A 24,260-nucleotide genomic window follows, 5' to 3' on the forward strand; every position below is an offset into this window, starting at 1 on the left:
CTATATTTATATTATTTACTCAATTATATCAAAAAAAGATAAGATAGGAAATATAATATTTTTAAGGCTTATATTTTACTTTGAAGACTAGGTTACAAGCTTTTTAGAGTTACTAGGAGTCGATTAAGTTCTTAAAAAACAATTATATATTTTTGATTTTATACAACTCTACTTTTAACAAACTTCACTACAAATCCTGCTATTGTCAAAACATTAAAAGCAACATAGAAATCAGTAAAACCACGAACCGTTTGCGTCGATTTCGATAGGTTGTTGAAAATATTTTAAACGTTTTACTTTTATTTCTGCGACACTTTTTGAAGACTTCCATATCGTGGCAATAGTTCAGCGCAATATCCAAAGAAACAATTCTCCCGTGACTTGTGACAATCGCCTGAGCCTTGGCTTTCTCGCACTTTTTATGCGAGGAGCTTTTCTGTATCTGGAATTCCTAGCAAAACATGTTATAATAGTTTTAGAAAGGACGAGGTTTATGGCGAGCATACTTGTAATTGAAGATAATAATGAAATCCAGGGAATTTTGAGAACCCTTCTTGCAGAGGAACACGAGGTGATTCAAGCATTTTCTGGGACAGAAGGTATAATGCAATTTGACAAAGGTGGCATTGATCTCGTCTTGCTAGATATCATGCTCCCTGGGAAAAATGGCGACCAAGTCTTGCAAGCTATTCGACAAACTAGTCAGACTCCGGTCATCATGCTTACTGCTTTGGGTGATAAAAAGCTTATCAGCCAATATCTCTTAGATGGTGCCAATGATTATGTAGTAAAACCTTTTGATTTGGACGAAGTCTTTGCCAGAGTCACCGTGCAATTACGCCAAAGTGGTGAACATCAGTCAGAAGATCGAAGAGAAATTGATAACCTCGTACAAAATTTTAAAAATATCCAGTTTGATGCGGATAGTTTTGAAATAAGCAATTCTACTGAAACCATTCGCCTTGCAAAGAAAGAGTGCCAGATTCTCCAAATGTTGCTCCAGCATCCTAAAAAGATCTTCACAAAAGAAGAACTCTATGAATTGGTTTGGGAAGAAAGTTACTTGCCTGGAGACAATACGCTCAACACCCATCTAAGCAATCTCCGTAAAAAACTGCATCAACTGGATCCAAATCACGAGTACATCGAAACCATTTGGGGAGTTGGTGTTCGATTAAAAGGAGACAAGTAATGATTCATATTTTGATATCTCTGTTGCTCCTTATCAACATCATTCTAGCCATTTCTTTGATTCGCTATCATATAGCAATTAGAGATTTAAGCAGACAAATGGAAGAAAAGATTCGCTCTAGTAGCATGAAGAGAATCGGGGTAAATTTCTTTTCAAAAACCATTTTGAGTTTACATAACCAAATTGAGAATCTATTTCAAGAAGTGGAGCAAAATCAGCTAATCATGAAGCGTGAAAAACGCACCCTAGATATGGCAATCAGTAACATCGCTCATGATATTCGGACACCTTTGACAATCGCTTCAGGATATACTCAGCAACTAATAAAACACCCCGATAATAGTTCAGAAACCTTAAATAAAATAGCCCATCACCTTGATTTGGTTTCAAAACGTTTGGAGGCTCTCCTTGAATACCGTCATTTGATGGAAGGAGCAGTTAAACCGAAACTGGAAGAACTTGATTTATCAACTTTTATAACGAAAAAGACTTTAGCTTATTACGACGTTTTTCAGTCATCACAGATTGTTCTTGATTTTAACGTTGAACCAGGATTGAAAACGACAACTGATGAGGACTTGCTGGATCGAATTATACAAAACCTCCTTGGAAATGTTCTCAAGCACGGCAAGGAGCAAGCTCGACTTTCTTTGAAAAAGGAAGAAAATAGGCTTGTTTTAGAAATCGATAATCTTGTCAAAAAACCTATCAAGAATATAGACAATCTCAGTAATCGTTTTTATTCTGAAAATATGTCAGATACCGAAGAATCCTCTGGTTTAGGTCTCTATATTACCGAGGAATTAGTTCATCTTCTTGGAGCGGAAATGAAGCTAGCCACTGATGGAGAATGGTTTTCGGTCTTTATTTACTTTTAACAGAAGAAATTTCCTCTATATCCTAGAGGAGGTTCTTTTTATAAACTTTTCTTCTTGAAAACAGTCAGTCCACTGAGAGAGAAGAAAAGTATGATAGCGATGCAAACCGTGATGGTATAGAGAATAGCTTGACTATTAGTAGTCATGGCATAGGCAAAATTTAAGCTCAGATATCGTAAAATTTCGATATTTGGAAAGATAAGCATTGGCATAGAAAGGATGATAGAGCTGACTAGATAGCCGATAAATACGGCAAGATAGGAGTGAGTCACATAGAGAATAAAGGAAACAATCGAAAGCCAGGCGAGGAGGCAGAGAAATTGGAGGGAAATCGTTAAGAGAAGGTTTGTAATAAAACCATCAGGCATCGTACCAAGTCCGTTTAGTAGAGTTGAGGGAACAAAAGCAATCACAAGGCTGGCGATGAGCTGTAAGAGAGCGATACTTGCTAGTACAAAGGATTTAGCAAGGAAAAACTCTGTACGAGAAACGCCAACAGTCAAACTATTTTTATAGAGCTTGCCGATTAGATCAACTCCGAGAACGAGACATGCTAGAACAATGCAGAGAAAAACGAGGTTTGAACCATTGCTAGACGCGTTGATTAGAGCTTCTATCCCATTCCAACCATGGGTAGGAGTCTCTGGTGGTGTTGTATTTACTGCCATTAGATGTCCTGTAGCACCAATAGTAGCACCCAGTAACATAAGTACAAAGAGAATGAATTCTGTAATCCAGAATCCTTTGGAGCGGAAAAGACGGTAAAAATCTGCTTGAATGGTATGTATCATGATTTTTCTCCTATTCTACCAATTGGGTGAAGTATTCTTCTAGGTTTTGACGGGCAAAGTATATCTCATCAATAGCAACATCTGCCAAAGTTAGTTGCTTAAGAATCTGTTTGACATCTTGTTCATTACCAAAGATATGGATTTCATTTTCAGGATTTACAACCTTAAACTGGAGCTGGATTTGTTCTTTCAATACCTGACAAGCTCTTTCTTTTTCGCTTGTTTTAAGCACAATATAATCCTCACTCAGTGTTTCAAACTCAGCTTTACTGATTTCACGGATAATCTTACCTTGGTCCAAAATTCCAAAGCGATTAGCTAGGAGGTAGAGTTCTGATAAGATATGGCTAGAGATGAGGATGGTTATGCCTTTTTCTTGATTGAGCCGCTGGATCATGAGACGAAATTCTTTGATTCCAATTGGGTCGAGACCGTTAATAGGTTCATCAAGAATAAGGAAATCAGGTTTGGATAGGAGGGCAATGGCGATGCCAAGTCTTTGTTTCATTCCTAGTGAGAAATCACGAAAGACTTTTTTCCCTGTATCTGACAAGCCAACATAGTCCAAAGTCTCATGAATCACCTTATCAGCATTTGGAATATGGCGAATCATACAATAATATTTCAGATTTTGATAGGCTGTTAAGTGATTATGAGCTACAGGTGATTCGATAACTGAACCTACTCGAGATAAGGCCTTGGTCCACTCATTTTGTTCTTGACTAGAAAAGAGGGAAACTATACCTTTGTCCGCAAACAATAATTGTGTAATGATTTTAATAAGAGTAGTTTTACCAGCTCCGTTTTTTCCGATTAGTCCATAAATATCTCCCTCTTTTATGGTTAGACTAAGATCTTGAAGAATAGCTTGTTGGCCGAATTGTTTGGTCAGTCCATGAATTTCGAGTACTGTTTTCATGATTTTCTCCTTTTGATTTATTTTTCTAACTTTAGTATAAGCTATAGAAATCAAAGAAAGCTCAAGTAATTCTAAAGAGTTTCTAAAGTTTTGTGATTCTTAAAAGAAACAAAACCCAGTTGACATGAACTGGGCTTCTCAATTATAAAATATACTTCTCAATGGCACGCGCAACGCCGTCTTCTTCGTTGCTAGCTGTAACGTCATTAGCAAGGGATTTGACATGGTCGCTGGCATTTCCCATAGCAATGCCAAGCCCTGCAAACTGAAGCATTTCGATATCGTTATTGGCATCGCCCATGGCCATAATCTCTGAGGGCTCGATCTTCAAAATCGCAGCTAGTCGAGAAAGAGCAGTAGCCTTAGTAGTTCCAAGTGGCATGGCTTCATAAATGACAGGCTGCGAACGAACGCCGCTAAATCGTTGGCAGAGCTCCTCAGCAAACCGCTGCTCAAAATCGTCTGTTTGCTCTTTTGTTCCTAAAAACATACCTTGGAACATCCGATACTTGCCACTAGTCGCTTCCTCAAGGGAAATTTCAGTCAAGTCTGAAAAAACAAGTTTGGCATCATTTTGAACAATTTCATTTGGCTTGCCACCGAGGACAAAATAATGTTTCTCATCAAAAAGAGTTAACTGGACGTCGCTTTTTTCTGCTAAGTCATAGAGGTATTCAATGTCAGCTGGACTGAGTTCTTGCCAGTCAACTAGACCCCAGTCACTGGTCTGGTGGGTTGAACAACCATTATTGACAATGACGTACTCATTCTGGAGGTCCAGTCCTAGTTTTTTATAGTAGGGAAGGACACCGAAAAGCGGGCGACCTGTACAGAGAACCAGTTTGACACCTTTTTCAATAGCTTGATGAATAGCAGTGATGTGGGTTTGTGGGATTTCCTTGGCTTCGTTAAGGAGAGTTCCGTCCATATCCAAGGCTAGTAGTTTAATCATAAGACTTCCTTTTCTAGGTGTTTTGCTTTTATTATAGCATATAGACTATGAAATGTCTGATAGAATTGTAACATTCGACTTTCCTTTTCTTGAAAAACAAAATAAATTCTTATATAATATGCATACTTAATATTTAAGGAGAAAAAATGTCAAAGTATCACTTTAATTCAATTTACAAAAATGATGAAACAGAGTCTACAGGTCTTCTTTTCATCAAAGTCTACAACAAGTGGGAAAGCAATTTAAAAAGAGTCTTGAAATCGGTTGGCCTCACTTTGCCCCAATTTATCGTTTTAACCTCGCTCTTGTTTCTGAGCAATAGAGAGGAATATGTAACGCAAGTTGATATTGCTCGGTTCACCGGTATGGATGTCATGACGCTTTCCCAGATTGTTAGGCTACTGGAAAATAAGGACTACATTAAACGTGATCAACATCCAAAGGATAGTCGGGCAAAACTGGTCTCAGTGACGAATTCTGGCGCGGAGAAGGTCAATCAAGCTTTACCTTTAGTAGAAGAGGTTGATGAAGAATTTTTTGATAAACTTTCTGAAGATAGAGAAAGTTTTAATCGCATGTTAGTAGAGTTGGAGGATAAAAATGCCTAGATATTGGGTTGGAGTTGTTTCGAAGAACCATGTTTTAAGAGGAGTTGAAGGAAATTTTTGCCAGGTCTGTCATGGAAAGGGTGGCCCCTTAAACCGTATGAAAAAAGGAGACTACCTTTTATACTATAGTCCGAAATACGATATGAACGGTCAAGATAAGTTACAGGCTTTTGTGGCCGTAGGTAAAATTATAGACGACAAGGCCTATCAAGTAGAGCAATTTGAAGGATTCTTTCCCTTTAGACGAAATGTCGAGTATTATCTACCAGTCAAAGATTGCTCCATAGAAATAGCCAGACAACATCCTGAATGGAAAGACTATACTTCTAGGCTTCGTTATGGGCATTTTGAAGTTTCCAAAGACTTTTTCCTATATATCTTTCAGCATATGAAAGTGGATGATGAAGCTTGCTTGATTTGCTAGTTAAATGATTGTCAACAAGAATTTTGGATTTGGACTGTGAAGCGAACTTTGCTATAATAGAGTAAGAAACTTTGATAAACCAAACGAGGCAGAGATGAAATTACTTTATACTGATATTCGGACTTCTTTGACAGAAATCCTAACCAGAGAGGCGGAAGAGCTGGTTGCTGCTGGCAAGCGGGTCTTCTACGTTGCCCCCAACTCTCTTTCTTTTGAAAAGGAACGTGCCGTGCTGGAATGCTTGTCCCAGCAGGCTTCTTTTGCGATTACCGTCACGCGCTTTGCTCAGATGGCTCGTTACCTGGTTTTAAATGACTTGCCTACCAAGACCAGTCTTGATGACATCGGTCTTGGAATGGCTTTTTATAAATGTCTTGCTGAACTTGATCCTAAAGGATTACGAGTTTATGGTGCAATTAAGCAGGATCCTCAATTTATCCAGCAGTTGATTGAACTTTATCATGAGATGACGACTGCTCAGATGAGCTTTTTGGACTTGGAAAGTTTGATCGATGAGGACAAGCGAGCAGACTTACTCTTGATTTTCGAGAAAGTAACTGCCTCTCTCAATCAAAACCGGTTGGCTCAGGGAAGTCAGTTGTCCCATTTGATTGAGGCTATTGAGAATAGCAAGGTAAGTAGTGATTTCAGTCAACTTGCCTTGGTTATCGACGGTTTTACCCGTTTTTCCGCCGAGGAGGAGCATGTGGTGGATCTGCTTCACCGTAAAGGTGTTGAGATTGTCATTGGTGCTTATGCAAGCAAGAAGGCCTATACCAGTCCGTTCACTGAAGGAAATCTCTACCAAGCCAGTGTGGAATTCCTCCATCATTTGGGGGTAAAATACCAAACACCTGCTCAGGATTGTTCTCAGACTCATGAGAAGATGGATAGCTTTGACAAGGCCTCTCGTTTGCTGGAGTCTTCTTATGACTTTTCAGAACTCACTTTGGATGTTGATGAGAATGACCGTGAGAATCTGCAAATCTGGTCTTGCTTGACGCAAAAAGAGGAGTTGGAGTTGGTAGCCCGTAGCATTCGTCAGAAATTACATGACCATCCAGAATTGAGTTACAAGCATTTCCGAATTCTGCTGGGGGATGTGGCTTCTTATCAGTTGTCCTTAAAGACCATTTTTGACCAGTACCAGATTCCATTCTATCTTGGTAGAAGCGAATCTATGGCTCATCATCCCTTGACCCAGTATGTGGAGTCTATTTTACGATTAAAACGCTACCGTTTCCGTCAGGAGGATTTGATTAATCTCCTCAGAACTGGTTTGTATACTGACCTTAGCCAAGCGGATATTGATTCTTTTGAGCAACATCTCCGCTATCTTGGCATCAATGGCTTGCCAGCCTTTCAGCAGACCTTCACCAAATCCCACCATGGAAAATTTGATTTGAAACGCTTGAATGCTATTCGTCTGCGAGTTTTGGAGCCACTTGAAACCTTATTTGCCAGTCGAAAACAAAAGGCTGAAAATCTCTTGCAAAAGTGGAATACTTTTCTAAAAAATACTGCCTTAAGCAAGCAGATGCAAGATTTGACAGCTACCATGGAAGCCCTAGAGCAAGAAAGACAAGCCGAAGTTTGGAAAGCCTTCTGTCATGTTTTAGAACAATTTGCAACTGTTTTTGTTGGTTCGCAAGTTAGTCTGGAAGACTTTCTAGCTTTACTACACTCTGGGATGACTTTATCTCAGTATCGCACTATTCCAGCGACAGTGGACACTGTTCTGGTGCAGAGTTACGATTTGATTGCACCACTGACTGCTGACTTTGTCTACGCCATTGGACTCACTCAGGATCATTTACCAAAAATCGCGCAAAATACCAGCCTTTTAACAGATGAAGAAAGGCAAAGCCTAAATGAAGTGACTGAAGAGGGAGCGCAATTACTGATTGCAAGCAGTGAAAACCTCAAGAAAAATCGCTACACCATGCTTTCCTTAGTTAATGCTGCCCGTAAACAATTGGTGTTGTCAGCACCAAGTCTCCTCAATGAAAATGAGAGTAAAGAATCAGCCTATCTTCAAGAGCTGGTCCATTTGGGATTTAGTCGGAAAGAGAAGAGGATAAATCACAAAGGACTGTCTAAGGAAGATATGGGATCATATCACAGTCTTTTGTCCAGTCTGGTTGCCTATCACCAGCAGGGCGAGACGAGTGATACTGAGCAAGATTTGACCTTTGTCAAGGTTCTAGCGCGTGTGATGGGGAAAAAACTTGATCAAAAAGGTCTTACAAATCCAGCTATCCCAACTAGTCCAAGCAGCAAACCATTAGAGAAAGAGACCTTGCAGGCTCTCTATCCAGCTGACAAAGAGTTTTACCTGTCTACCTCTGGTTTGACGGAGTTTTACCGCAATGAATACAGTTATTTCCTCCGTTATGTCTTAGGTTTGCAGGAAGAATTACGCCTGCGTCCGGATGCTCGCAGTCACGGAAATTTTTTGCATCGTATTTTTGAACGTGCCTTGCAGTTACCTGACGAAGATTCCTTTGACCAACGTTTGGAACAGGCTATCCAAGAAACTGGTCAGGAACTCGAATTTGAGGCTATTTATCAGGAAAGTTTGGAAGCCCAGTTTACCAAGGAAGTTCTGCTTGATGTCGCGCGGACAACTGGCCATATTCTCCGCCATAATCCAGCCATCGAAACCATCCAAGAGGAGGTAACATTTGGCGGCAAAGACCAGACCTTTATTCAATTGGATAATGGTCGGAGTGTCCATGTTCGAGGCAAGGTTGACCGTATTGATCGCCTGAAAGCAGATGGCGCGCTAGGAGTGGTGGACTATAAGTCAAGTTTGACCCAGTTCCAGTTTCCTCATTTCTTCAATGGACTTAATTCCCAGTTGCCAACCTATCTTGCTGCTCTTAAGGGTGAAGGGGAGCAGAACTTTTTCGGCGCTATGTACCTAGAAATGGCTGAACCTGTCCAATCTCTGTTGACCGTTAAGAGTTTGGCTGGAGCAGTAGCAGAAGCCAGCAAGTCAATGAAATACCAGGGACTCTTTTTAGAAAAAGAAAGCAGTCATTTGGGTGAATTTTACAACAAAAACAAGGCTAATCAATTGACAGACGAGGAATTCCAGCTCTTGCTGGACTATAATGCCCATCTTTACAAGAAGGCAGCTGAGAAAATCTTAAAGGGCCAGTTCGCCATTAATCCCTACACAGAAAACGGTAGAAGCATTGCCCCATACGTCCAGCAACATCAGGCCATTACAGGATTTGAAGCAAACTACCATCTAGGTCAAGCACGCTTTCTAGAGAAGTTAGATTTAGCGGATGGCAAACGTCTGGTCGGAGAGAAGCTCAAGCAAGCTTGGTTTGAAAAAATGAGAGAGGAGTTGAATCGATGAAGCCCATTTCCTTTTTAACTGAGGAAGAAATTCAAAAACTGCAAGAAGCAGAAGCGAATTCGAGCAAGGAACAGAAGAAAACGGCCGAGCAAATCGAAGCCATTTATACCGCAGGGCAAAATATCCTTGTTTCAGCGTCTGCTGGTTCAGGGAAAACCTTTGTCATGGCCGAGCGCATTCTGGACCAGTTAGCGCGTGGTGTGGAAATCAGCCAACTCTTTATCTCGACCTTTACTGTCAAGGCTGCTACAGAGCTTAAGGAACGTTTGGAGAAAAAAATCAGCCAACAAATCCAAGAAAGTAGCGATGTTGATCTTAAACAACACTTGGGACGCCAGTTGGCAGACCTGCCAAACGCTGCCATCGGAACCATGGATTCCTTCACACAAAAATTCCTTGGCAAGCATGGTTATCTGATTGATATCGCACCGAACTTCCGTATTCTACAAAATGAAAGTGAACAGTTAATCTTAAAAAATGAGGTTTTTCATCAGGTTTTTGAAGATCATTACCAAGGTGAAAAGAAAGAGAGCTTTAGTCGATTGGTCAAGAACTTTGCTGGACGTGGCAAGGATGAACGAGGTCTGCGCCAGCAAGTCTACAAAATCTATGATTTCCTCCAATCCACCAGTAGCCCCAAAAAATGGTTGAGTAACTCTTTCCTCAAAGGGTTTGAAGAAGCTGACTTTGTAATTGAAAAAGACAAATTAACTGAGCAAATCAAACAGGCGCTATGGGATTTGGAAAGTTTCCTCCGTTATCATCTGGATAACGATGCCAAGGAGTTTCCAAAAGCTACCTATTTAGAAAATGTGCTGTTGGTTCTGGATGAAATTGGTTCCTTAAATCAAGAGTCCGATAGCCAGGCTTATCAAGCAGTGCTTACGCGTGTTGTCGCCATCTCGAAAGAAAAAAATGGTCGCGCTCTAGCTAATTCTAGTCGTAAAGCTGAATTGAAACCACTGGCTGATGCCTATAACGATGAGAGAAAGGCACAGTTTGCTAAACTAGGACAACTGTCAGACCAGATAACCATTCTCGACTATCAAGAGCATTATCATGGAGACTCCTGGGATCTAGCTAAGACCTTCAAAAACTTTATGAGTGATTTTGTGGAGGCTTATCGAGAACGTAAACGCCAGGAAAATGCTTTTGAATTCGCTGATATCAGTCATTATACCATTGAGATTTTAGAGAATTTCCCACAAGTCCGCGAGGCTTATCAGGAACGATTCCACGAAGTCATGGTCGATGAGTATCAGGATACCAACCACATTCAAGAACGGATGCTGGAATTGCTGTCGAATGGTCACAATCGCTTTATGGTGGGGGATATCAAGCAGTCCATCTACCGTTTTCGTCAGGCGGATCCGCAGATTTTCAATGAAAAATTCCAACGCTATGCGCATAATCCTCAAGAAGGCAAGTTGATTCTCCTCAAGGAAAATTTTCGTAGTAGTTCGGAAGTGCTATCGGCAACCAACGATGTCTTTGAACGACTCATGGACCGAGAGATTGGAGAAATCAACTATGACAGCATGCACCAGCTTGTTTTTGCCAATACCAAACTAACTCCTAATCCAGACAACAAGGCAGAATTTCTCCTCTACGATAAGGACGACAGTGGGCAAGAGCAAGAAGAGAGCCAATTAGAAACAAAACTAACAGGGGAAATGCGCTTAGTCATCAAAGAAATCCTGAAGCTTCATCAGGAGAATGGTGTAGCCTTTAAGGATATTGCCCTTTTGACTTCCAGTCGCAGTCGTAATGACCAGATTCTCCTCGCCCTGTCTGAGTACGGAATTCCAGTTAAAACCGACGGTGAGCAAAACAACTACCTCCAATCCCTAGAAGTACAAGTCATGCTGGACACCCTGCGCGTCATTCACAATCCCCTGCAAGACTATGCCTTGGTAGCACTTATGAAGTCTCCTATGTTTAGCTTTGATGAGGACGAGTTGGCACGCTTGTCCCTTCAGAAAGCAGAAGATAAAGTCCAAGAGAATCTTTTTGAGAAACTGGTCAATGTTCATAAACAAGCAGCTAGCCAGAAAGAGTTAATTCACACAGAACTAGCTGAAAAACTAAGTCAGTTCATGGATATCTTGGATTCTTGGCGCTTGTATGCCAAAACCCACTCTCTCTATGACTTGATTTGGAAGATTTATAATGACCGTTTTTATTATGACTATGTTGGGGCTTTGCCAAACGGACCTGCTAGACAGGCCAATCTCTATGCCCTAGCTCTACGAGCTGACCAGTTTGAAAAGAGTAATTTCAAGGGCTTGTCTCGTTTTATCCGTATGATTGACCAAGTCCTAGAAGCTCAGCACGACCTTGCAAGTGTCGCTGTCGCACCACCCAAGGATGCTGTTGAACTCATGACCATTCACAAGAGCAAAGGACTGGAGTTTCCTTACGTCTTTATCCTCAACATGGATCAGGACTTCAACAAACAAGACTCGATGTCAGACGTTATTCTCAGTCGTCAAAATGGGCTTGGTGTCAAATACATTGCCAAGGTGGAAACAGGAGCAGCGGAAGCACACTATCCTAAAACTATCAAACTCTCCATTCCTAGCGTAACTTATACGCAGAATGAGAAAGAACTGCAACTGGCTAGCTATTCAGAGCAGATGCGTCTGCTGTATGTTGCCATGACGAGGGCGGAGAGAAAACTTTATCTTGTCGGTAAGGGGTCTCGTGAAAAGCTAGAAGCCAAGGAATACCCAGCAGCAAACAATGGAAAATTAGATAGCAATACCAGACTGCAAGCAAGAAATTTTCAAGATTGGGTCTGGGCTATCAGTAAAGTATTTACCAAGGAAGATCTCAACTTTAGCTATCGTTTTATTGGTGAAGACCAGTTGACTAGAGAAGCTATCGGAGAATTGGAAAACAAGAGCCCTCTCCAAGATATCTCTCAAGCAGACAATCGCCAGTCAGAAACTATCAAAGAAGCTTTGGAAATGCTGAAAGAGGTGGAAGTTTATAATAGTCTCCACCGTGCAGCCATTGAGCTTCCTAGTGTCCAAACCCCAAGCCAAATCAAGAAATTCTACGAACCCGTTATGGATATGGAAGGGGTAGAAATTACTAACCAAACTCAATCATCGGAAAAGAAAATCAGCTTTGATTTACCAGATTTTTCAACTAAAGAAAAGGTAACAGGAGCTGAGATTGGTAGTGCAACCCACGAACTCATGCAGAGAATTGACCTCAGCCAGCGACCAACGCTTGCTAGCCTGACAGAAACTCTCAAACAAGTTCAAACTAGTCCAGCTGTTAGGGAAAAGATCAATCTTTCTAAAATCCTAGCTTTCTTTGATACAGCACTTGGTCAGGAAATTCTCGCTAATACCGACCATCTCTATCGCGAGCAACCTTTCTCCATGCTCAAACTAGACCAAAAGAGTCAGGAAGACTTCGTTGTCCGTGGGATCTTGGATGGCTATCTGCTTTATGAGAATCGTATCGTTCTTTTCGACTACAAGACAGACCGCTACGATGAGCCAAGTCAACTAATAGACCGCTATCGTGGTCAGTTAGCCCTCTATGAAGAAGCCTTATCTCGTGCCTATTCAATTGAAAACATAGAAAAATACTTGATTTTGCTCGGCAAAGATGAGGTTCAAGTTGTAAAAATATAATCTAGAAAGGAGACCTCATGACACTTCCAGTTAGAAAATCCCTGCACGATGCAGTTTTACAAGCTTCAAAAGCTGATACTTGGGATCAAGCTACCAAGGAATGGAATGAAGTTTCCTTGATTTTTAATGGTATTGGGCGTAGTAATTGTATCTGCGGAAATGCCATTAAATACTCTTACGAACTCTTTAATACTGTCACAGCTCAGCGTCTCTTTCCTATCGGTAGCGATTGTGTTCGCCATTTTCATCGTATTAGCCTCGACCAGCAACTAGAAGAGGAAGAAAAACTTCTCAGAAAGCTTGAAAACCTAACCAGAAAAGCTCAGAAAAAGGAAAAAATCAAGGTTAATAAAAGCGACTTTGACGAACGACTTCTAAAATGGTTTTGGGAAAAAGGTGTTTTCAAAGCCAATCGTGGCAATCAATTCACACCTGAGAGAGACTACCAGCTTTTCTTAGAAGTCTTTCAAGGCGGAAGTTGGACCAAGGCAGAGCCGATAAAGAAGGCTCGTATGGAAGAAGTACTGGAAAAGTGTATCAAACCTTTTCTACTTGGTAAGTCCGATGACCAACTCTACCTTGTCAAACTAGGTAAGGAGAAAATTGACTACGAGCAGCATTTACGGATTCAAGCAGAGAAAGAACGCAAGAAGAGAGATAAAATCGCCAAGCAATACGCTGACAACCTCATTCTTGCCATGGGGCCTGCAGAACGAGCCTATCAAGATTACTTTGGCTTTACAGAAACCTTGACCCAAGAAGAACGAAAATGGGAAAAAATCCTCTTTGGTAAGAATAGAGACGAACGGGCTGTCAAGGCTAAACAAAACCAAAAGGAGTTGGAAAAGGATCAGCGAATTGCAAATCAAGATCCGATTGAACGAAAGCAGAAGCAGACTTGGCTTCTTAATTCCTATTTTCGGGATTTGCCTGATGAAAAATCCAGATTTTCTCGGCTCCTATCAGAATATCGAAAAAGTGGAGAAGTACCCTTTTCAGATGAATACTTATCTGAGCATCTCATCGACTTTTTTTACAAGATGAAAGCCTTTGAGTTTGAAATTGCACCAGAACAAGTCCGCGATTTTCTAAAAGAATGCCTTCAGGCAGAACATCTATCATCTGCACAAGAAAGCTGGATTAGAGGAATTCTTCTCAATTGCCTTCACCCGTTCTTAAATAGGTTACTCATATAGAAAAAATCCTACCTTGTCTATGCATGGTAGGATTTAAGTATCACCAAATATGTACTGGTAAAGTTGGACGACTTTCTGAAAACATTGTGTGTCCATTCTTGTTATTTTTTGAGCATTACGAATCCGAAAATCAAATGTATATAGTTGAAATGGATTGACAGCGCCATCTACCTTATCCGACGAGACAGGAACGAGGAAGCCTTTTTCTGCCAAACGTTGTTGGCCATGAGTGATGGGACAGACAGCCACAAAACCAGTTTGCAAGGCATATTCTCTCCTAGACACAACCAAGGCAGGGCGCCGTTTCTGAATCTCCCGACCAATTGATGGATCAAAGTCCAGCCAAATGATATCCTGCTTTTCAGGAATATACTCAGATTTCGCTATCAAGTGACCTTACCCCTTCAAAATCGTTTGTCATTCTCAAATCAGTAATCCCATCAAAAGGATCTTTCAGTTTTGGAGCTAAGACAATGACTCCGTCAATCCCTTTGTAGACAACCATTTCTTGACCTTCCATCATACCTAAATTTTTAGGAATGGTCACAGTGAGAGAATTTCCCACCTTCCGAGTCTTTACTGTATTCATCACTCTACCTCCACGAAATCGTATATACAAAGTATATACCAAACGGAAAATAAAGTCAAGCAAACGTTTAATTACATAAATTAAGTTATGTGCTATAGTATGATTTTATTTTAGTCAAAGCCTGTGCAAAAGCACCTAATTTATGATAGAATAGATGGTAAGAAAGAAAACGTTTTTATCACGTTTTTTTAGTCGGAAGGGGAATTATTATGGCTACAATTCAATGGTTTCCGGGCCACATGTCTAAGGCTCGGCGACAAGTTCAGGAGAATTTAAAATTTGTTGATTTTGTAACGATTTTGGTGGATGCGCGTCTTCCTTTATCTAGTCAAAATCCTATGTTAAACAAGATTGTGGGTGATAAACCCAAACTTTTGATTTTAAACAAGGCAGATCTAGCTGATCCAGCAATGACAAAAGAATGGCGTCAGTACTTTGAATCACAGGGGATTCAAACACTGGCTATCAATTCCAAAGAGCAAGTTACTGTGAAAGTTGTGACAGATGCAGCGAAAAAACTCATGGCGGATAAGATTGCTCGGCAAAAAGAACGTGGTATTCAGATTGAAACCTTGCGTACCATGATTATCGGAATTCCAAATGCTGGCAAATCAACCCTGATGAATCGTTTGGCTGGGAAAAAGATTGCAGTTGTCGGCAATAAACCAGGTGTAACCAAGGGGCAACAATGGCTCAAAACCAATAAAGACCTTGAAATTCTAGACACACCAGGGATTCTCTGGCCTAAGTTTGAAGATGATGCCGTTGCACTGAAACTGGCCCTAACTGGAGCAATTAAAGACCAGTTGCTTCCAATGGATGAAGTGACCATTTTTGGTCTCAATTATTTCAAAGAACATTATCCTGATAAGCTAGCTGAACGTTTTAAACAAATGAAAATTGAAGAAGAAGCTCCTGTTATCATCATGGATATGACACGTGCCCTCGGTTTCCGAGATGACTACGACCGCTTTTACAGTCTCTTCGTGAAGGAAGTCCGTGATGGAAAACTCGGTAACTACACCTTAGATACATTGGACGACATCGATGACGACGATTAAAGAAATCAGAGAACTTCTTGCTACTGTCAAAGACTTAGACAATCCTCTTTTTCTGGAATTCGAAAAAGATACTCGCTCTGGAGTTCAAAAGGAAATCAACAAGCGTAAAAAAGCCATTCAGGCAGAACTGGATGAGGATCATCGTTTGGAATCCATGCTGTCCTATGAAAAAGAACTTTACAAGCAAGGAATGACCTTTATAGCAGGTGTTGACGAGGTCGGCCGTGGTCCTCTTGCTGGTCCTGTAGTCGCTGCAGCCGTTATTTTACCTAAAAATTGTAAGATTAAAGGTCTCAACGATAGCAAGAAAATTCCTAAAAAGAAACATCTTGAAATTTTCCAAGCTGTTCAAGACCAAGCCTTGGCAATCGGTGTCGGTATTATGGATAATCAAATCATTGACCAAGTCAATATCTATGAAGCGACCAAACTGGCCATGAAAGAAGCAATCTCTCAACTCAGCCCCCAACCTGAGCACCTCTTGATTGATGCCATGCAGCTTGATTTACCAATTTCACAAACAGCAATTATCAAAGGAGATGCTAACTCCCTCTCTATCGCAGCTGCATCTATAGTGGCCAAGGTGACACGGGATAATATTATGAAGGACTATGACAACCAATATCCTGGATATGATTTCGCTGCCAATGCTGGATATGGAACTGCTAAACACTTAGAAGGTCTCGAAAAACTAGGAGTTACTCCCATTCATCGAACCAGTTTTGAACCTGTCAAAACACTGGTTTCAACTAAGAAAGATAAGTAAGAGGAAATGATTATGGAGGAACAGTCAGAAACACTCAGTTCCAAGAAAGAATTCGCCTTTGCCTCAAGTACCATATTATCCCAAGTTGGACGAGGAATCATTGTTGGTCTCGTTGTCGGGCTAATCGTCGGATCCTTTCGTTTCTTAATCGAAAAGGGCTTCCATCTGATACAAGGACTCTATCAAGATCAAGCGCACCTAGTGCGCAATCTTTTTTTCATTGGTCTATTTTATGTAATAGTTTGCTGGCTCAGTGCGAAACTAACTCGGTCAGAAAAAGATATCAAGGGTTCAGGAATTCCTCAAGTCGAAGCAGAATTAAAAGGGCTCATGACTCTTAACTGGTGGAGTGTTCTCTGGAAAAAATATATTCTAGGGATTCTTGCTATTGCCAGTGGCCTTATGCTGGGACGAGAAGGGCCAAGTATTCAACTTGGAGCAGTTGGTGGTAAAGGCATTGCTAAGTGGCTAAAATCCAGTCCAGTTGAAGAACGCTCCTTGATTGCCAGTGGTGCTGCAGCAGGATTAGCAGCTGCCTTTAATGCACCGATTGCAGGCCTCCTCTTTGTTGTAGAAGAAGTCTATCACCATTTTTCCCGCTTTTTCTGGGTCTCAACTCTAGCAGCCAGTCTCGTAGCAAACTTTGTCTCACTACTCATATTTGGCCTAACACCCGTACTGGATATGCCAGACAACATTCCTCTCATGACCCTAGACCAGTATTGGATTTACCTGGTTATGGGGGTTTTTCTAGGACTCTCTGGTTTTCTCTATGAGAAAGCTGTACTCAATGTTGGTCGAATTTATGACTGGATTGGTCAAAAAATCCATTTGGATAAAGCTTATTATCCAATCCTAGCCTTTATCCTTATCATACCAGTCGGGATTTTCTTGCCACAAATTCTTGGTGGTGGAAATCAGGTCGTTCTTTCTTTGACTGAGCAAGATTTTAGTTTTCAGGTTCTATTAGCTTACTTTTTGATTCGCTTTGTTTGGAGCATGATTAGTTATGGAAGTGGTCTCCCAGGAGGAATTTTCCTTCCCATTTTGGCGCTTGGTTCCTTACTTGGTGCCCTAGTCGGTGTCATTTGTGTCAATCTTGGGCTTGTCAGTCAGGAACAATTCCCTATATTTGTCATTCTGGGAATGAGTGGCTACTTTGGGGCAATATCCAAGGCTCCCTTAACCGCTATGATACTCGTAACCGAGATGGTTGGAGATATTCGCAACCTCATGCCACTTGGCTTAGTGACCTTGGTTGCTTACATCATCATGGATCTACTCAAGGGCGCTCCAGTTTATGAGGCCATGCTGGAAAAAATGCTACCAGAAGAAGCAACAGATGAAGGAGAAGTCACCCTCATTGAAATCCCTGTATCAGATAAGATCGCTGGAAAACAGGTTCACGAGCTCAACCTGCCACATAACGTACTCATCACCACACAAGTCCATAATGGCAAAAGTCAAACCGTTAACGGCTCAACTAGAATGTATCTGGGTGATATGATTCACTTGGTGATTCCAAAAAGTGAAATTGGAAAAGTCAAAGATTTGTTGTTGTAGGTGGTATTTGCATAATTTATTTTATGTATTTTAAGTTCTGGATTTTCAATAAATTACTTTAGAAACCGATTCTCGAGCAGAGATCGGTTTTTACTTCTTATATCGTTAAAATTAATTAAAATATAGTATAATAAGAAAAAGGGGAAAAGCTTAAATGAATAATTCCAGCAATAAAAAAAGCCATAAAAGGCTACTAATCGTTTTGTCACTCGCAATTATCACAGCAGGAGGTATATTTATGTTTAGCATGTTAGGGAAATCCCAAGAAGAGCGTCGAAATAGAGAGTATGAAGTTAGTCTGGTTGAAACTTTAAAAGATAGTTATGAGGGTATTGAAGAAATTAGATTTTCTAATGCAAACTACACAAATCCTCCAGGAAGTTGGACTTGCGTAGTTGAACTATATTTTAACGAGAGAAGCATAAAATATAAAATTAATTATTCAAAAAAAGATAAACGTATTTCTGATGTATCTTTAGAGAGAGAGGATAGAAAAGAGGACCGAGAATTTTTAAATAGTCACTTGGGTAAGACTAGTAAACTCACAAAAATTATTTATTCAGATGGTTCAGAAGGAGAATATTAATGGTATACACTTATACTGATAAACAACTCAATGAATTAAATCACGGAAAAAATGTTTATAGTGTAAATTTTGAATATGCTGAAAGAGAAGTTGAAAAGAAAGTTGTAGCCAAAACAAATGATAAGTTATCTTCGGATGAAACTAACACTATAACCACCTCCGATGGTCAAGAATTCCGTGTTGTTGCCACTAAGTCTGACACTGAAACAGGTTTTGATGGACTGGCAGTTGCACCTATTGTCAACGGCAAACCAGATTATAAAAATGTAGCTGTGATTGCTGCTGGAACGGATCCTGATAGTCCGGTGAATAAAACTATGTTCAGCTCACGCGACGTCAATAGTGCCATAATTGCAAGGCAAACTTATTTATCTCCACAATATAAAGTTGCTGACCAATTCGTAAAAGAGATTATGGATGATCCCAGATATGAAGTTAGTCAACTATCTGGTTATTCACAAGGATCTTATATGCTAAAAGTAGGGGCTAAATATCATATACCTACGACTACCTTTAATGCTTGGTTTAAATATGGAGCCCTTTCATTGAAAGAAAAAGCATTTATTGAAAGTAGCCCTTCTATGTTTATAGATTACCGTAGAAAAATGATGACGTAGTAGTCTGGAATGATTTTAACCATCCAGAATGGTATAATACTACCACTACAAATTCTATGCCTAGTACGATTCACTGGCTTGATGGTTCGAGTCATAAAATTGGTGACTGGGAGTTTGATCCTGTAACTGGTCAACTTGTAGATGGCAAAGGAGGAAAACCCTTAATCAGTGGCGTTTATCGAGCGTATGCCAACAGTCTCCGAGGAATAGCTCATTACAAGGACTTGAAGTCAAAATGGTCATCAGGTGGCATTAGTAGCTCTGAGGAAATATACTTAGATGCAGCTCAGGGTTCTATCTTATCATCATCTATGGCTACGGCAGCAAGAACTGGAGCTGATGAAGTGAGCGCCTTAGCCAAAAAAGCCAATCAAGAATTACAAGAAATTTGGTCAAAAATCGATTTTACAAGCTACACAGCATTAGCTCCTTATGAGGTTGAGACCCTTTTTGCTAGCCAAGGTATTACTCAAGCACAGTTTATCGATACTTTTCAGGCAGAAACAAAACAAACAGCCACTCTGATGAATGCTTCCGCTCAAGCATTTGAAAATATGGATAAACAATTACAGGAAGTCATCGAAAAAACAGTAGCAACAGACAAGCAATTAGGCAAGGAGTTTCGACAATGGAAAGAAAAGATGTAAAATGGGAGGAAATCAGAGAGAAAGAAAGAGAACTGTTTACTCTAGAAGAACAATATTATCAAGAAAAGAAGAAACTTGATAACAAAGCGCTTGATCTAGAAGAACGAAATGCAAACTTAGAAAAACTAATTTCCGAAGAAGTTGATAAAATGTATCAAATCTTGAGAAAATTTTCGTCAACGGCTGATGATGTTAGAGACTATTTTATAGAAATAGAAAATTTGAGACACTTTTCGAATCAAGTATACAGAGATCATAGGATTAAACTTGAAGATGAGAGAGAAAAATACGATAACGAGTTTCGCAAAAAAAGAAATGATTTAGACGAAGAATTTCACAAACTAAGGAGAGATTATGCAAGCACCAATGAATGAATACTACACTGATGAAGAATATCAATATGCACTGAAACAAATGTATCGAATGATGGAAAGAAACCGAATTATTACGGAAGCAAGGTTAGCGATATCAGCAAAAAATAAATTAAAAGAAAACTTTAATAAGGTAGCTGAAAAAATTGCTACAGAAACCAAATCAACTATCACAAGCATAAACAGCCAAATGGATACTGCAATTCAAGGTAAGGTTCGCAAGAGTCTTGAAGCAAAGATTTCGAATATGTTGCTCAAGTATGATGAAATTTAATAAAGTAGTTCAGAATAAATGGAATAAAGTTAGACTTCTGTTTTAAGTTTCTTATTATATCTTTCCGAAAAACTATAATTTTCTTGAAAAATATATAAGTCTATGCTATACTACTAGTAGACTTATATATGGAGAAAATCATGAAACGTGAGATTTTACTGGAACGAATCGACAAACTAAAACAAATCATGCCCTGGTATGTTTTGGAATACTACCAATCTAAGCTTGCTGTTCCCTACAGTTTTACAACCTTGTACGAATACCTCAAGGAATACGATCGATTTTTTAGCTGGGTTTTGGAGTCTGGCATTTCAAACGTTGATACAATGGCCGATATCCCCTTATCTGTCTTAGAACATATGACAAAAAAAGACATGGAATCCTTTATCCTATATCTACGAGAACGTCCTTTGCTGAACGCCAATACAACCAAACAAGGTGTTTCGCAGACGACTATCAATCGAACCTTGTCAGCACTTTCCAGTCTTTACAAATATTTAACTGAGGAAGTTGAAAACGACCAAGGAGAACCCTATTTCTATCGTAATGTAATGAAGAAAGTTTCAACCAAGAAAAAGAAAGAAACCCTTGCTGCCAGAGCTGAAAACATCAAGCAAAAGCTCTTTCTAGGCGATGAAACAGAAGGTTTTCTGACTTATATCGACCAAGAGTATCCACAACAACTCTCAAATCGCGCTCTCTCGTCATTCAATAAAAATAAAGAACGTGATTTGGCCATTATCGCCCTTCTCCTAGCATCTGGTGTCCGCTTGTCTGAAGCTGTTAATCTGGATCTAAGAGACCTCAATCTCAAAATGATGGTTATTGATGTCACACGAAAAGGTGGCAAACGTGACTCGGTCAATGTCGCTGCCTTTGCTAAGCCTTATCTAGAGAATTATCTAGCCATTCGAAATCAACGCTATAAGACGGAAAAGACGGATACAGCACTCTTTCTGACACTTTACAGAGGTGTTCCCAATCGTATCGATGCTTCTAGTGTTGAAAAGATGGTTGCTAAGTACTCTGAGGACTTCAAAGTCCGAGTAACTCCCCACAAACTACGCCATACGCTAGCAACTAGACTCTATGATGCGACTAAATCTCAAGTTTTGGTTAGTCACCAGCTAGGACACGCTAGTACACAAGTCACTGACCTCTATACCCATATCGTCAATGATGAACAAAAGAATGCCTTGGATAGTTTATAAGTATTACATATTATAAATTATGTAAACTAACTATCGCTAAAAAACGAAAGATCAATTCCTTTTATCTTTCGTTTTTTAGTTATTTAAACTCAATCCAGTAGTTACGGTGTGGCTCTATAATTACTGGTTTACCCCAAAAGGCTTGCAGATAGGCTAGGTTGGCTGGACTTACAGGTTTTTCTGAATCATTGTACTGCTCAGCACTCTCTTTAGTTAGAAAACATTTTACTGCTTCATAGGAAGTTCCATCAGCTGATTTTCTTTCGATTCCCATATACGAAATTTCGCCACCATTTTTAAGTTCGTCAGTTAACAGTTTACCAATAAAGAACACTGTCTTGTCTTTCATAAGTTCATAAGCCTTACTATTTTCAAGTCGATTATTTGCTGCAGCATACATAATACAAAAACTATCAACAATGTCTTTTAAAGGCATTAAGTCCTCTTTGTTTACTTTGATTTCATCAGGAAGAAGACCGCCAATTATAAGATTTTGAAAATGAGCTTGCTGGATTACATTATCTAAAGCCATTCCTAAAGGTATTTGAGCAGCTTGGTATCCTAAAGGCTGAAGATCTTTGTATTTTTTGTCATAATGTTCTTGTGTGATGCTTATATTTAAACTTTCAGTTTGAGAAATTTCTTCGTTTCTATAAAAAGCAACAACATTGCGGTCTAACTGTTCAAATAGATTAAGACTTTCTACTGGAATTTCTAACATTAATGAATAACTCCTTTTCATTTTTCATCACTATTATGGTCTAATCAGCTTGATTATTAAGTTTAAAGCTAATCATAACCACCCGTCTAACGGGTGGTTTGCACCAGGGCTATAAGCCCAAATTACCAGCCAGCGCCTAAAGACGCTGGCTTTCACGTTGTTCAAGCCTCATTGCTCTTGACTCGTCACTTGCCTCTTAAAGAGGCTTTAGTATTACTTACCACTATCCCTAAAGGGATCCTCATATTCTTTTACACTTAATTTATCTAATGCTATATCATGCTTTTCCTATTCTTGGATATATTTCCTAATAGTGGCTTCATTAAGTCCTACTGTACTCACGTAGTAACCTTCTGCCCAAAAATGCCGGTTCCCAAACTTATACTTGAGGTTGGCGTGTTTATCAAACATCATGAGTGCACTTTTGCCTTTTAAATACCCCATGAAACTTGAAACACTTATCCTCGGTGGAATACTTACTAACATATGTACATGATCTGGCATCAAGTGACCCTCGATAATTTCAACACCTTTATAACTGCACAAACGATGAAATATTTCGCCTAAACTACTTCGATATTGATTATAGATCACTTTTCGTCTATACTTAGGGCTGAACACAATGTGATACTTACAGTGCCACTTTGTGTGTGATAAACTATGTGCCTTTTGCGCCATATTTTTCTCCTTTCGCTTTACAATTGGCTTGGACACCTTTATTGGGTCGCGTTTGGAGTTTTTTGGGTATAACCTTCGATGCGCACCCGCATAGCGGGTGGTTTATTTGTCTCGCACCTAGCGGAGCGAGACGGACTGAAAGTCACATAATAAAAGAATCCATCATAAATGGATTCTTTTTCCTTACCCTACTACCGCTTCAGCGATTTCTTCTCGGCTGATACCCGCGAAGTAGCGTGTAATATCAATAGTTTCTAGGGCTTTAAGAACATCTTCGCGTTCGTATTTCACGCCACGAAGGACATCTTCTACAGCTGCAACGTCTTCGATACCAAAGAAGTCTCCATAAATCTTGATATCTTGGATTTTTGATTCAATGACGTTAGCAAAAATTTCAACCTTACCACTGGTGAATTTTGTTCCACGACGGACGTTAAATTCAGGTGATTTACCGTAGTTCCAGTCCCAAGTACCGAACTTGGTATCCTTGATACGGTTAATTTCGGCCAATTCTTGCTCAGAAAAAACGTATTCTGTCATCTCAGGATACTCTTTTTTCATGTATTCCAGTAGCAAATCACGGAATTCTTCAACTGTGATTTTTTCTGGTAATTCATTGACAATATTGGTGACACGGGCACGGACGGATTTCACACCTTTTGATTCAAATTTGTCCTTTGAAACCTTGAGGGCGTTAGCAAGGACTGACAAATCAACGTCAAAGAGCAAGCAACCGTGGTGCATGATACGCCCATTGATATAGGCTTGGGCATTTCCACAGAATTTCTTGCCATCAATCTCTAGGTCATTACGCCCTGTAAATTCAGCTTTAACACCAAGTTGAGCCAAGGTATTGATAACTGGAGTTGAGAAGCTCTTGAAGTCAAAGGCCTTGTTTTCATCTTCTTTTGAAATGATGGTGTAGTTGAGGTTGTTTAAATCGTGATAAACAGCTCCACCACCACTGATACGGCGGACTACCTCTATGCCATTTTCACGGACATAATCACGATTGATTTCTTCGATAGTATTCTGGTGACGACCAACAATGATAGAAGGTTTATTAATCCAAAGTAGGAAGATTTGATTCTCATCCAAAAGGTGTTTAAAGGCATATTCTTCCAAGGCGATATTAAAAGCAGTGTCGTTTGAATGATTGATAATGTATTTCATGATATCCCTTTATACGATAGAGA

Annotated in this window: 23 protein-coding genes and 2 pseudogenes; 16 read left to right on the forward strand and 9 right to left on the reverse strand. The window is 39.9% G+C overall.

The features are described from left to right. Positions 1-205 precede the first annotated feature (205 nt). Positions 206-445: pseudogene (locus D8805_RS08055) on the reverse strand (hypothetical protein); the annotation flags it as partial. A 48-nt stretch (positions 446-493) separates the two neighbouring features. Between D8805_RS08055 and D8805_RS08060 the strand changes: the two are divergent. Next, positions 494-1,192: a response regulator transcription factor gene (locus tag D8805_RS08060; protein ID WP_125416689.1), complete on the forward strand. Its 699-nt coding sequence runs from the start codon at positions 494-496 to the stop codon at positions 1,190-1,192. Further along, the gene (locus tag D8805_RS08065; RefSeq protein ID WP_125416691.1) at positions 1,192-2,070 is read left to right on the forward strand and encodes a sensor histidine kinase; all 879 of its coding nucleotides are present in this window, start codon (positions 1,192-1,194) and stop codon (positions 2,068-2,070) included. The genes D8805_RS08060 and D8805_RS08065 overlap by 1 nt, the downstream gene beginning before the upstream one ends. 38 nt (positions 2,071-2,108) lie before the next feature. Here D8805_RS08065 and D8805_RS08070 read toward each other — a convergent pair whose 3' ends face one another. From D8805_RS08070 to D8805_RS08080, 3 genes are all read right to left on the reverse strand, one after another. After that, positions 2,109-2,861, reverse strand: coding sequence for an ABC transporter permease (locus D8805_RS08070; protein ID WP_125416693.1), 753 nt, complete (start codon positions 2,859-2,861; stop codon positions 2,109-2,111). Between the two features lie 10 nt (positions 2,862-2,871). Then, entirely contained in the window at positions 2,872-3,780 is a 909-nt protein-coding gene (locus tag D8805_RS08075) for an ATP-binding cassette domain-containing protein (RefSeq protein ID WP_125416695.1), read from the reverse strand. Between the two features lie 142 nt (positions 3,781-3,922). After that, entirely contained in the window at positions 3,923-4,732 is an 810-nt protein-coding gene (locus tag D8805_RS08080; RefSeq protein ID WP_125416697.1) for a Cof-type HAD-IIB family hydrolase, read from the reverse strand. Positions 4,733-4,878: 146 nt separating this feature from the next. Between D8805_RS08080 and D8805_RS08085 the strand changes: the two genes are divergently transcribed. From D8805_RS08085 to D8805_RS08105, 5 genes are all read left to right on the forward strand, one after another. Continuing rightward, complete coding sequence (locus D8805_RS08085) at positions 4,879-5,340, forward strand: MarR family winged helix-turn-helix transcriptional regulator (protein WP_125416699.1); 462 nt, start codon at positions 4,879-4,881, stop codon at positions 5,338-5,340. Further along, positions 5,333-5,764 carry an EVE domain-containing protein gene (locus tag D8805_RS08090; protein ID WP_125416701.1) on the forward strand — a complete coding sequence of 144 codons (432 nt, stop codon included), beginning with the start codon at positions 5,333-5,335 and terminating at the stop codon, positions 5,762-5,764. Before D8805_RS08085 ends, D8805_RS08090 begins: the two co-directional genes overlap by 8 nt. A 94-nt stretch (positions 5,765-5,858) precedes the next feature. Then, positions 5,859-9,134, forward strand: coding sequence for an ATP-dependent nuclease subunit B (gene rexB / locus D8805_RS08095; RefSeq protein WP_125416703.1), 3,276 nt, complete (start codon positions 5,859-5,861; stop codon positions 9,132-9,134). Continuing rightward, positions 9,131-12,784 carry a helicase-exonuclease AddAB subunit AddA gene (gene addA / locus D8805_RS08100; RefSeq protein ID WP_125416705.1) on the forward strand — a complete coding sequence of 1,218 codons (3,654 nt, stop codon included), beginning with the start codon at positions 9,131-9,133 and terminating at the stop codon, positions 12,782-12,784. The genes rexB and addA overlap by 4 nt, the downstream gene beginning before the upstream one ends. A 17-nt stretch (positions 12,785-12,801) precedes the next feature. Further along, a complete protein-coding gene (locus tag D8805_RS08105) occupies positions 12,802-13,980 on the forward strand; it encodes a hypothetical protein (RefSeq protein WP_125416707.1) in 1,179 nt (392 codons plus the stop codon). Between the two features lie 33 nt (positions 13,981-14,013). Here the strand turns inward: D8805_RS08105 and D8805_RS08110 are convergent, their stop codons facing one another. Further along, entirely contained in the window at positions 14,014-14,370 is a 357-nt protein-coding gene (locus D8805_RS08110) for a type II toxin-antitoxin system PemK/MazF family toxin (RefSeq protein WP_125416709.1), read from the reverse strand. After that, positions 14,354-14,569, reverse strand: a complete 216-nt coding sequence (gene mazE / locus D8805_RS08115) for a type II toxin-antitoxin system PemI/MazE family antitoxin (RefSeq protein ID WP_125416711.1) — start codon at positions 14,567-14,569, stop codon at positions 14,354-14,356. The genes D8805_RS08110 and mazE overlap by 17 nt, the downstream gene beginning before the upstream one ends. 209 nt (positions 14,570-14,778) lie before the next feature. On the opposite strand from mazE, the gene ylqF reads away from it, so the two are divergent. The 9 genes from ylqF to xerS all read left to right on the forward strand — a co-directional run bounded on the left by ylqF (position 14,779) and on the right by xerS (position 21,665). Further along, positions 14,779-15,630, forward strand: coding sequence for a ribosome biogenesis GTPase YlqF (gene ylqF / locus D8805_RS08120; protein ID WP_125416712.1), 852 nt, complete (start codon positions 14,779-14,781; stop codon positions 15,628-15,630). Then, positions 15,617-16,396 (forward strand): ribonuclease HII, encoded by a 780-nt coding sequence (locus tag D8805_RS08125; protein WP_000207527.1) that lies wholly within the window; start codon positions 15,617-15,619, stop codon positions 16,394-16,396. The genes ylqF and D8805_RS08125 overlap by 14 nt, the downstream gene beginning before the upstream one ends. Positions 16,397-16,408: 12 nt before the next feature. After that, positions 16,409-17,959 carry a ClC family H(+)/Cl(-) exchange transporter gene (locus tag D8805_RS08130; RefSeq protein ID WP_125416714.1) on the forward strand — a complete coding sequence of 517 codons (1,551 nt, stop codon included), beginning with the start codon at positions 16,409-16,411 and terminating at the stop codon, positions 17,957-17,959. 154 nt (positions 17,960-18,113) lie between these two features. Further along, entirely contained in the window at positions 18,114-18,545 is a 432-nt protein-coding gene (locus tag D8805_RS08135) for a hypothetical protein (RefSeq protein ID WP_185774588.1), read from the forward strand. Next, positions 18,545-19,162 carry a hypothetical protein gene (locus D8805_RS10310; protein WP_260469917.1) on the forward strand — a complete coding sequence of 206 codons (618 nt, stop codon included), beginning with the start codon at positions 18,545-18,547 and terminating at the stop codon, positions 19,160-19,162. Before D8805_RS08135 ends, D8805_RS10310 begins: the two co-directional genes overlap by 1 nt. Positions 19,163-19,218: 56 nt before the next feature. Continuing rightward, positions 19,219-19,809 (forward strand): hypothetical protein, encoded by a 591-nt coding sequence (locus D8805_RS10315; RefSeq protein WP_260469918.1) that lies wholly within the window; start codon positions 19,219-19,221, stop codon positions 19,807-19,809. After that, a complete protein-coding gene (locus D8805_RS08145; RefSeq protein WP_125416716.1) occupies positions 19,791-20,183 on the forward strand; it encodes a hypothetical protein in 393 nt (130 codons plus the stop codon). Before D8805_RS10315 ends, D8805_RS08145 begins: the two co-directional genes overlap by 19 nt. Next, positions 20,164-20,454 carry a hypothetical protein gene (locus tag D8805_RS08150; protein WP_125416718.1) on the forward strand — a complete coding sequence of 97 codons (291 nt, stop codon included), beginning with the start codon at positions 20,164-20,166 and terminating at the stop codon, positions 20,452-20,454. The genes D8805_RS08145 and D8805_RS08150 overlap by 20 nt, the downstream gene beginning before the upstream one ends. A 140-nt stretch (positions 20,455-20,594) precedes the next feature. Next, positions 20,595-21,665, forward strand: a complete 1,071-nt coding sequence (xerS, locus tag D8805_RS08155) for a tyrosine recombinase XerS (RefSeq protein ID WP_000817873.1) — start codon at positions 20,595-20,597, stop codon at positions 21,663-21,665. 79 nt (positions 21,666-21,744) lie between these two features. Here the strand turns inward: xerS and D8805_RS08160 are convergent, their stop codons facing one another. The 3 genes and pseudogenes from D8805_RS08160 to D8805_RS08170 form a co-directional block, all read right to left on the reverse strand. Continuing rightward, entirely contained in the window at positions 21,745-22,386 is a 642-nt protein-coding gene (locus tag D8805_RS08160; protein ID WP_125416720.1) for a hypothetical protein, read from the reverse strand. Positions 22,387-22,599: 213 nt separating this feature from the next. Continuing rightward, positions 22,600-23,064: pseudogene (tnpA, locus tag D8805_RS08165) on the reverse strand (IS200/IS605 family transposase). A gap of 183 nt (positions 23,065-23,247) precedes the next feature. Beyond that, positions 23,248-24,237, reverse strand: coding sequence for a lipoate--protein ligase (locus tag D8805_RS08170; protein ID WP_125416722.1), 990 nt, complete (start codon positions 24,235-24,237; stop codon positions 23,248-23,250). Between the last annotated feature and the right edge of the window lie 23 nt (positions 24,238-24,260).

This window comes from Streptococcus oralis subsp. dentisani (genome assembly GCF_003944205.1).
GTDB classification, from domain to species: domain Bacteria; phylum Bacillota; class Bacilli; order Lactobacillales; family Streptococcaceae; genus Streptococcus; species Streptococcus oralis_BH.

Coding starts and splice junctions, on each gene's coding strand:
- D8805_RS08105 (WP_125416707.1), top strand. CDS start 12,802: ATGACACTTCCAGTTAGAAAATCCCTGCACGATGCAGTTTTACAAGCT.
- mazE (WP_125416711.1), bottom strand. CDS start 14,569: ATGAATACAGTAAAGACTCGGAAGGTGGGAAATTCTCTCACTGTGACC.
- D8805_RS08065 (WP_125416691.1), top strand. CDS start 1,192: ATGATTCATATTTTGATATCTCTGTTGCTCCTTATCAACATCATTCTA.
- D8805_RS08130 (WP_125416714.1), top strand. CDS start 16,409: ATGGAGGAACAGTCAGAAACACTCAGTTCCAAGAAAGAATTCGCCTTT.
- rexB (WP_125416703.1), top strand. CDS start 5,859: ATGAAATTACTTTATACTGATATTCGGACTTCTTTGACAGAAATCCTA.
- D8805_RS08060 (WP_125416689.1), top strand. CDS start 494: ATGGCGAGCATACTTGTAATTGAAGATAATAATGAAATCCAGGGAATT.
- D8805_RS10315 (WP_260469918.1), top strand. CDS start 19,219: ATGCCTAGTACGATTCACTGGCTTGATGGTTCGAGTCATAAAATTGGT.
- D8805_RS08150 (WP_125416718.1), top strand. CDS start 20,164: ATGCAAGCACCAATGAATGAATACTACACTGATGAAGAATATCAATAT.
- ylqF (WP_125416712.1), top strand. CDS start 14,779: ATGGCTACAATTCAATGGTTTCCGGGCCACATGTCTAAGGCTCGGCGA.
- D8805_RS08170 (WP_125416722.1), bottom strand. CDS start 24,237: ATGAAATACATTATCAATCATTCAAACGACACTGCTTTTAATATCGCC.
- D8805_RS08075 (WP_125416695.1), bottom strand. CDS start 3,780: ATGAAAACAGTACTCGAAATTCATGGACTGACCAAACAATTCGGCCAA.
- xerS (WP_000817873.1), top strand. CDS start 20,595: ATGAAACGTGAGATTTTACTGGAACGAATCGACAAACTAAAACAAATC.
- addA (WP_125416705.1), top strand. CDS start 9,131: ATGAAGCCCATTTCCTTTTTAACTGAGGAAGAAATTCAAAAACTGCAA.
- D8805_RS08070 (WP_125416693.1), bottom strand. CDS start 2,861: ATGATACATACCATTCAAGCAGATTTTTACCGTCTTTTCCGCTCCAAA.
- D8805_RS08160 (WP_125416720.1), bottom strand. CDS start 22,386: ATGTTAGAAATTCCAGTAGAAAGTCTTAATCTATTTGAACAGTTAGAC.
- D8805_RS10310 (WP_260469917.1), top strand. CDS start 18,545: ATGGTATACACTTATACTGATAAACAACTCAATGAATTAAATCACGGA.
- D8805_RS08090 (WP_125416701.1), top strand. CDS start 5,333: ATGCCTAGATATTGGGTTGGAGTTGTTTCGAAGAACCATGTTTTAAGA.
- D8805_RS08125 (WP_000207527.1), top strand. CDS start 15,617: ATGACGACGATTAAAGAAATCAGAGAACTTCTTGCTACTGTCAAAGAC.
- D8805_RS08080 (WP_125416697.1), bottom strand. CDS start 4,732: ATGATTAAACTACTAGCCTTGGATATGGACGGAACTCTCCTTAACGAA.
- D8805_RS08085 (WP_125416699.1), top strand. CDS start 4,879: ATGTCAAAGTATCACTTTAATTCAATTTACAAAAATGATGAAACAGAG.
- D8805_RS08145 (WP_125416716.1), top strand. CDS start 19,791: ATGGAAAGAAAAGATGTAAAATGGGAGGAAATCAGAGAGAAAGAAAGA.
- D8805_RS08135 (WP_185774588.1), top strand. CDS start 18,114: ATGAATAATTCCAGCAATAAAAAAAGCCATAAAAGGCTACTAATCGTT.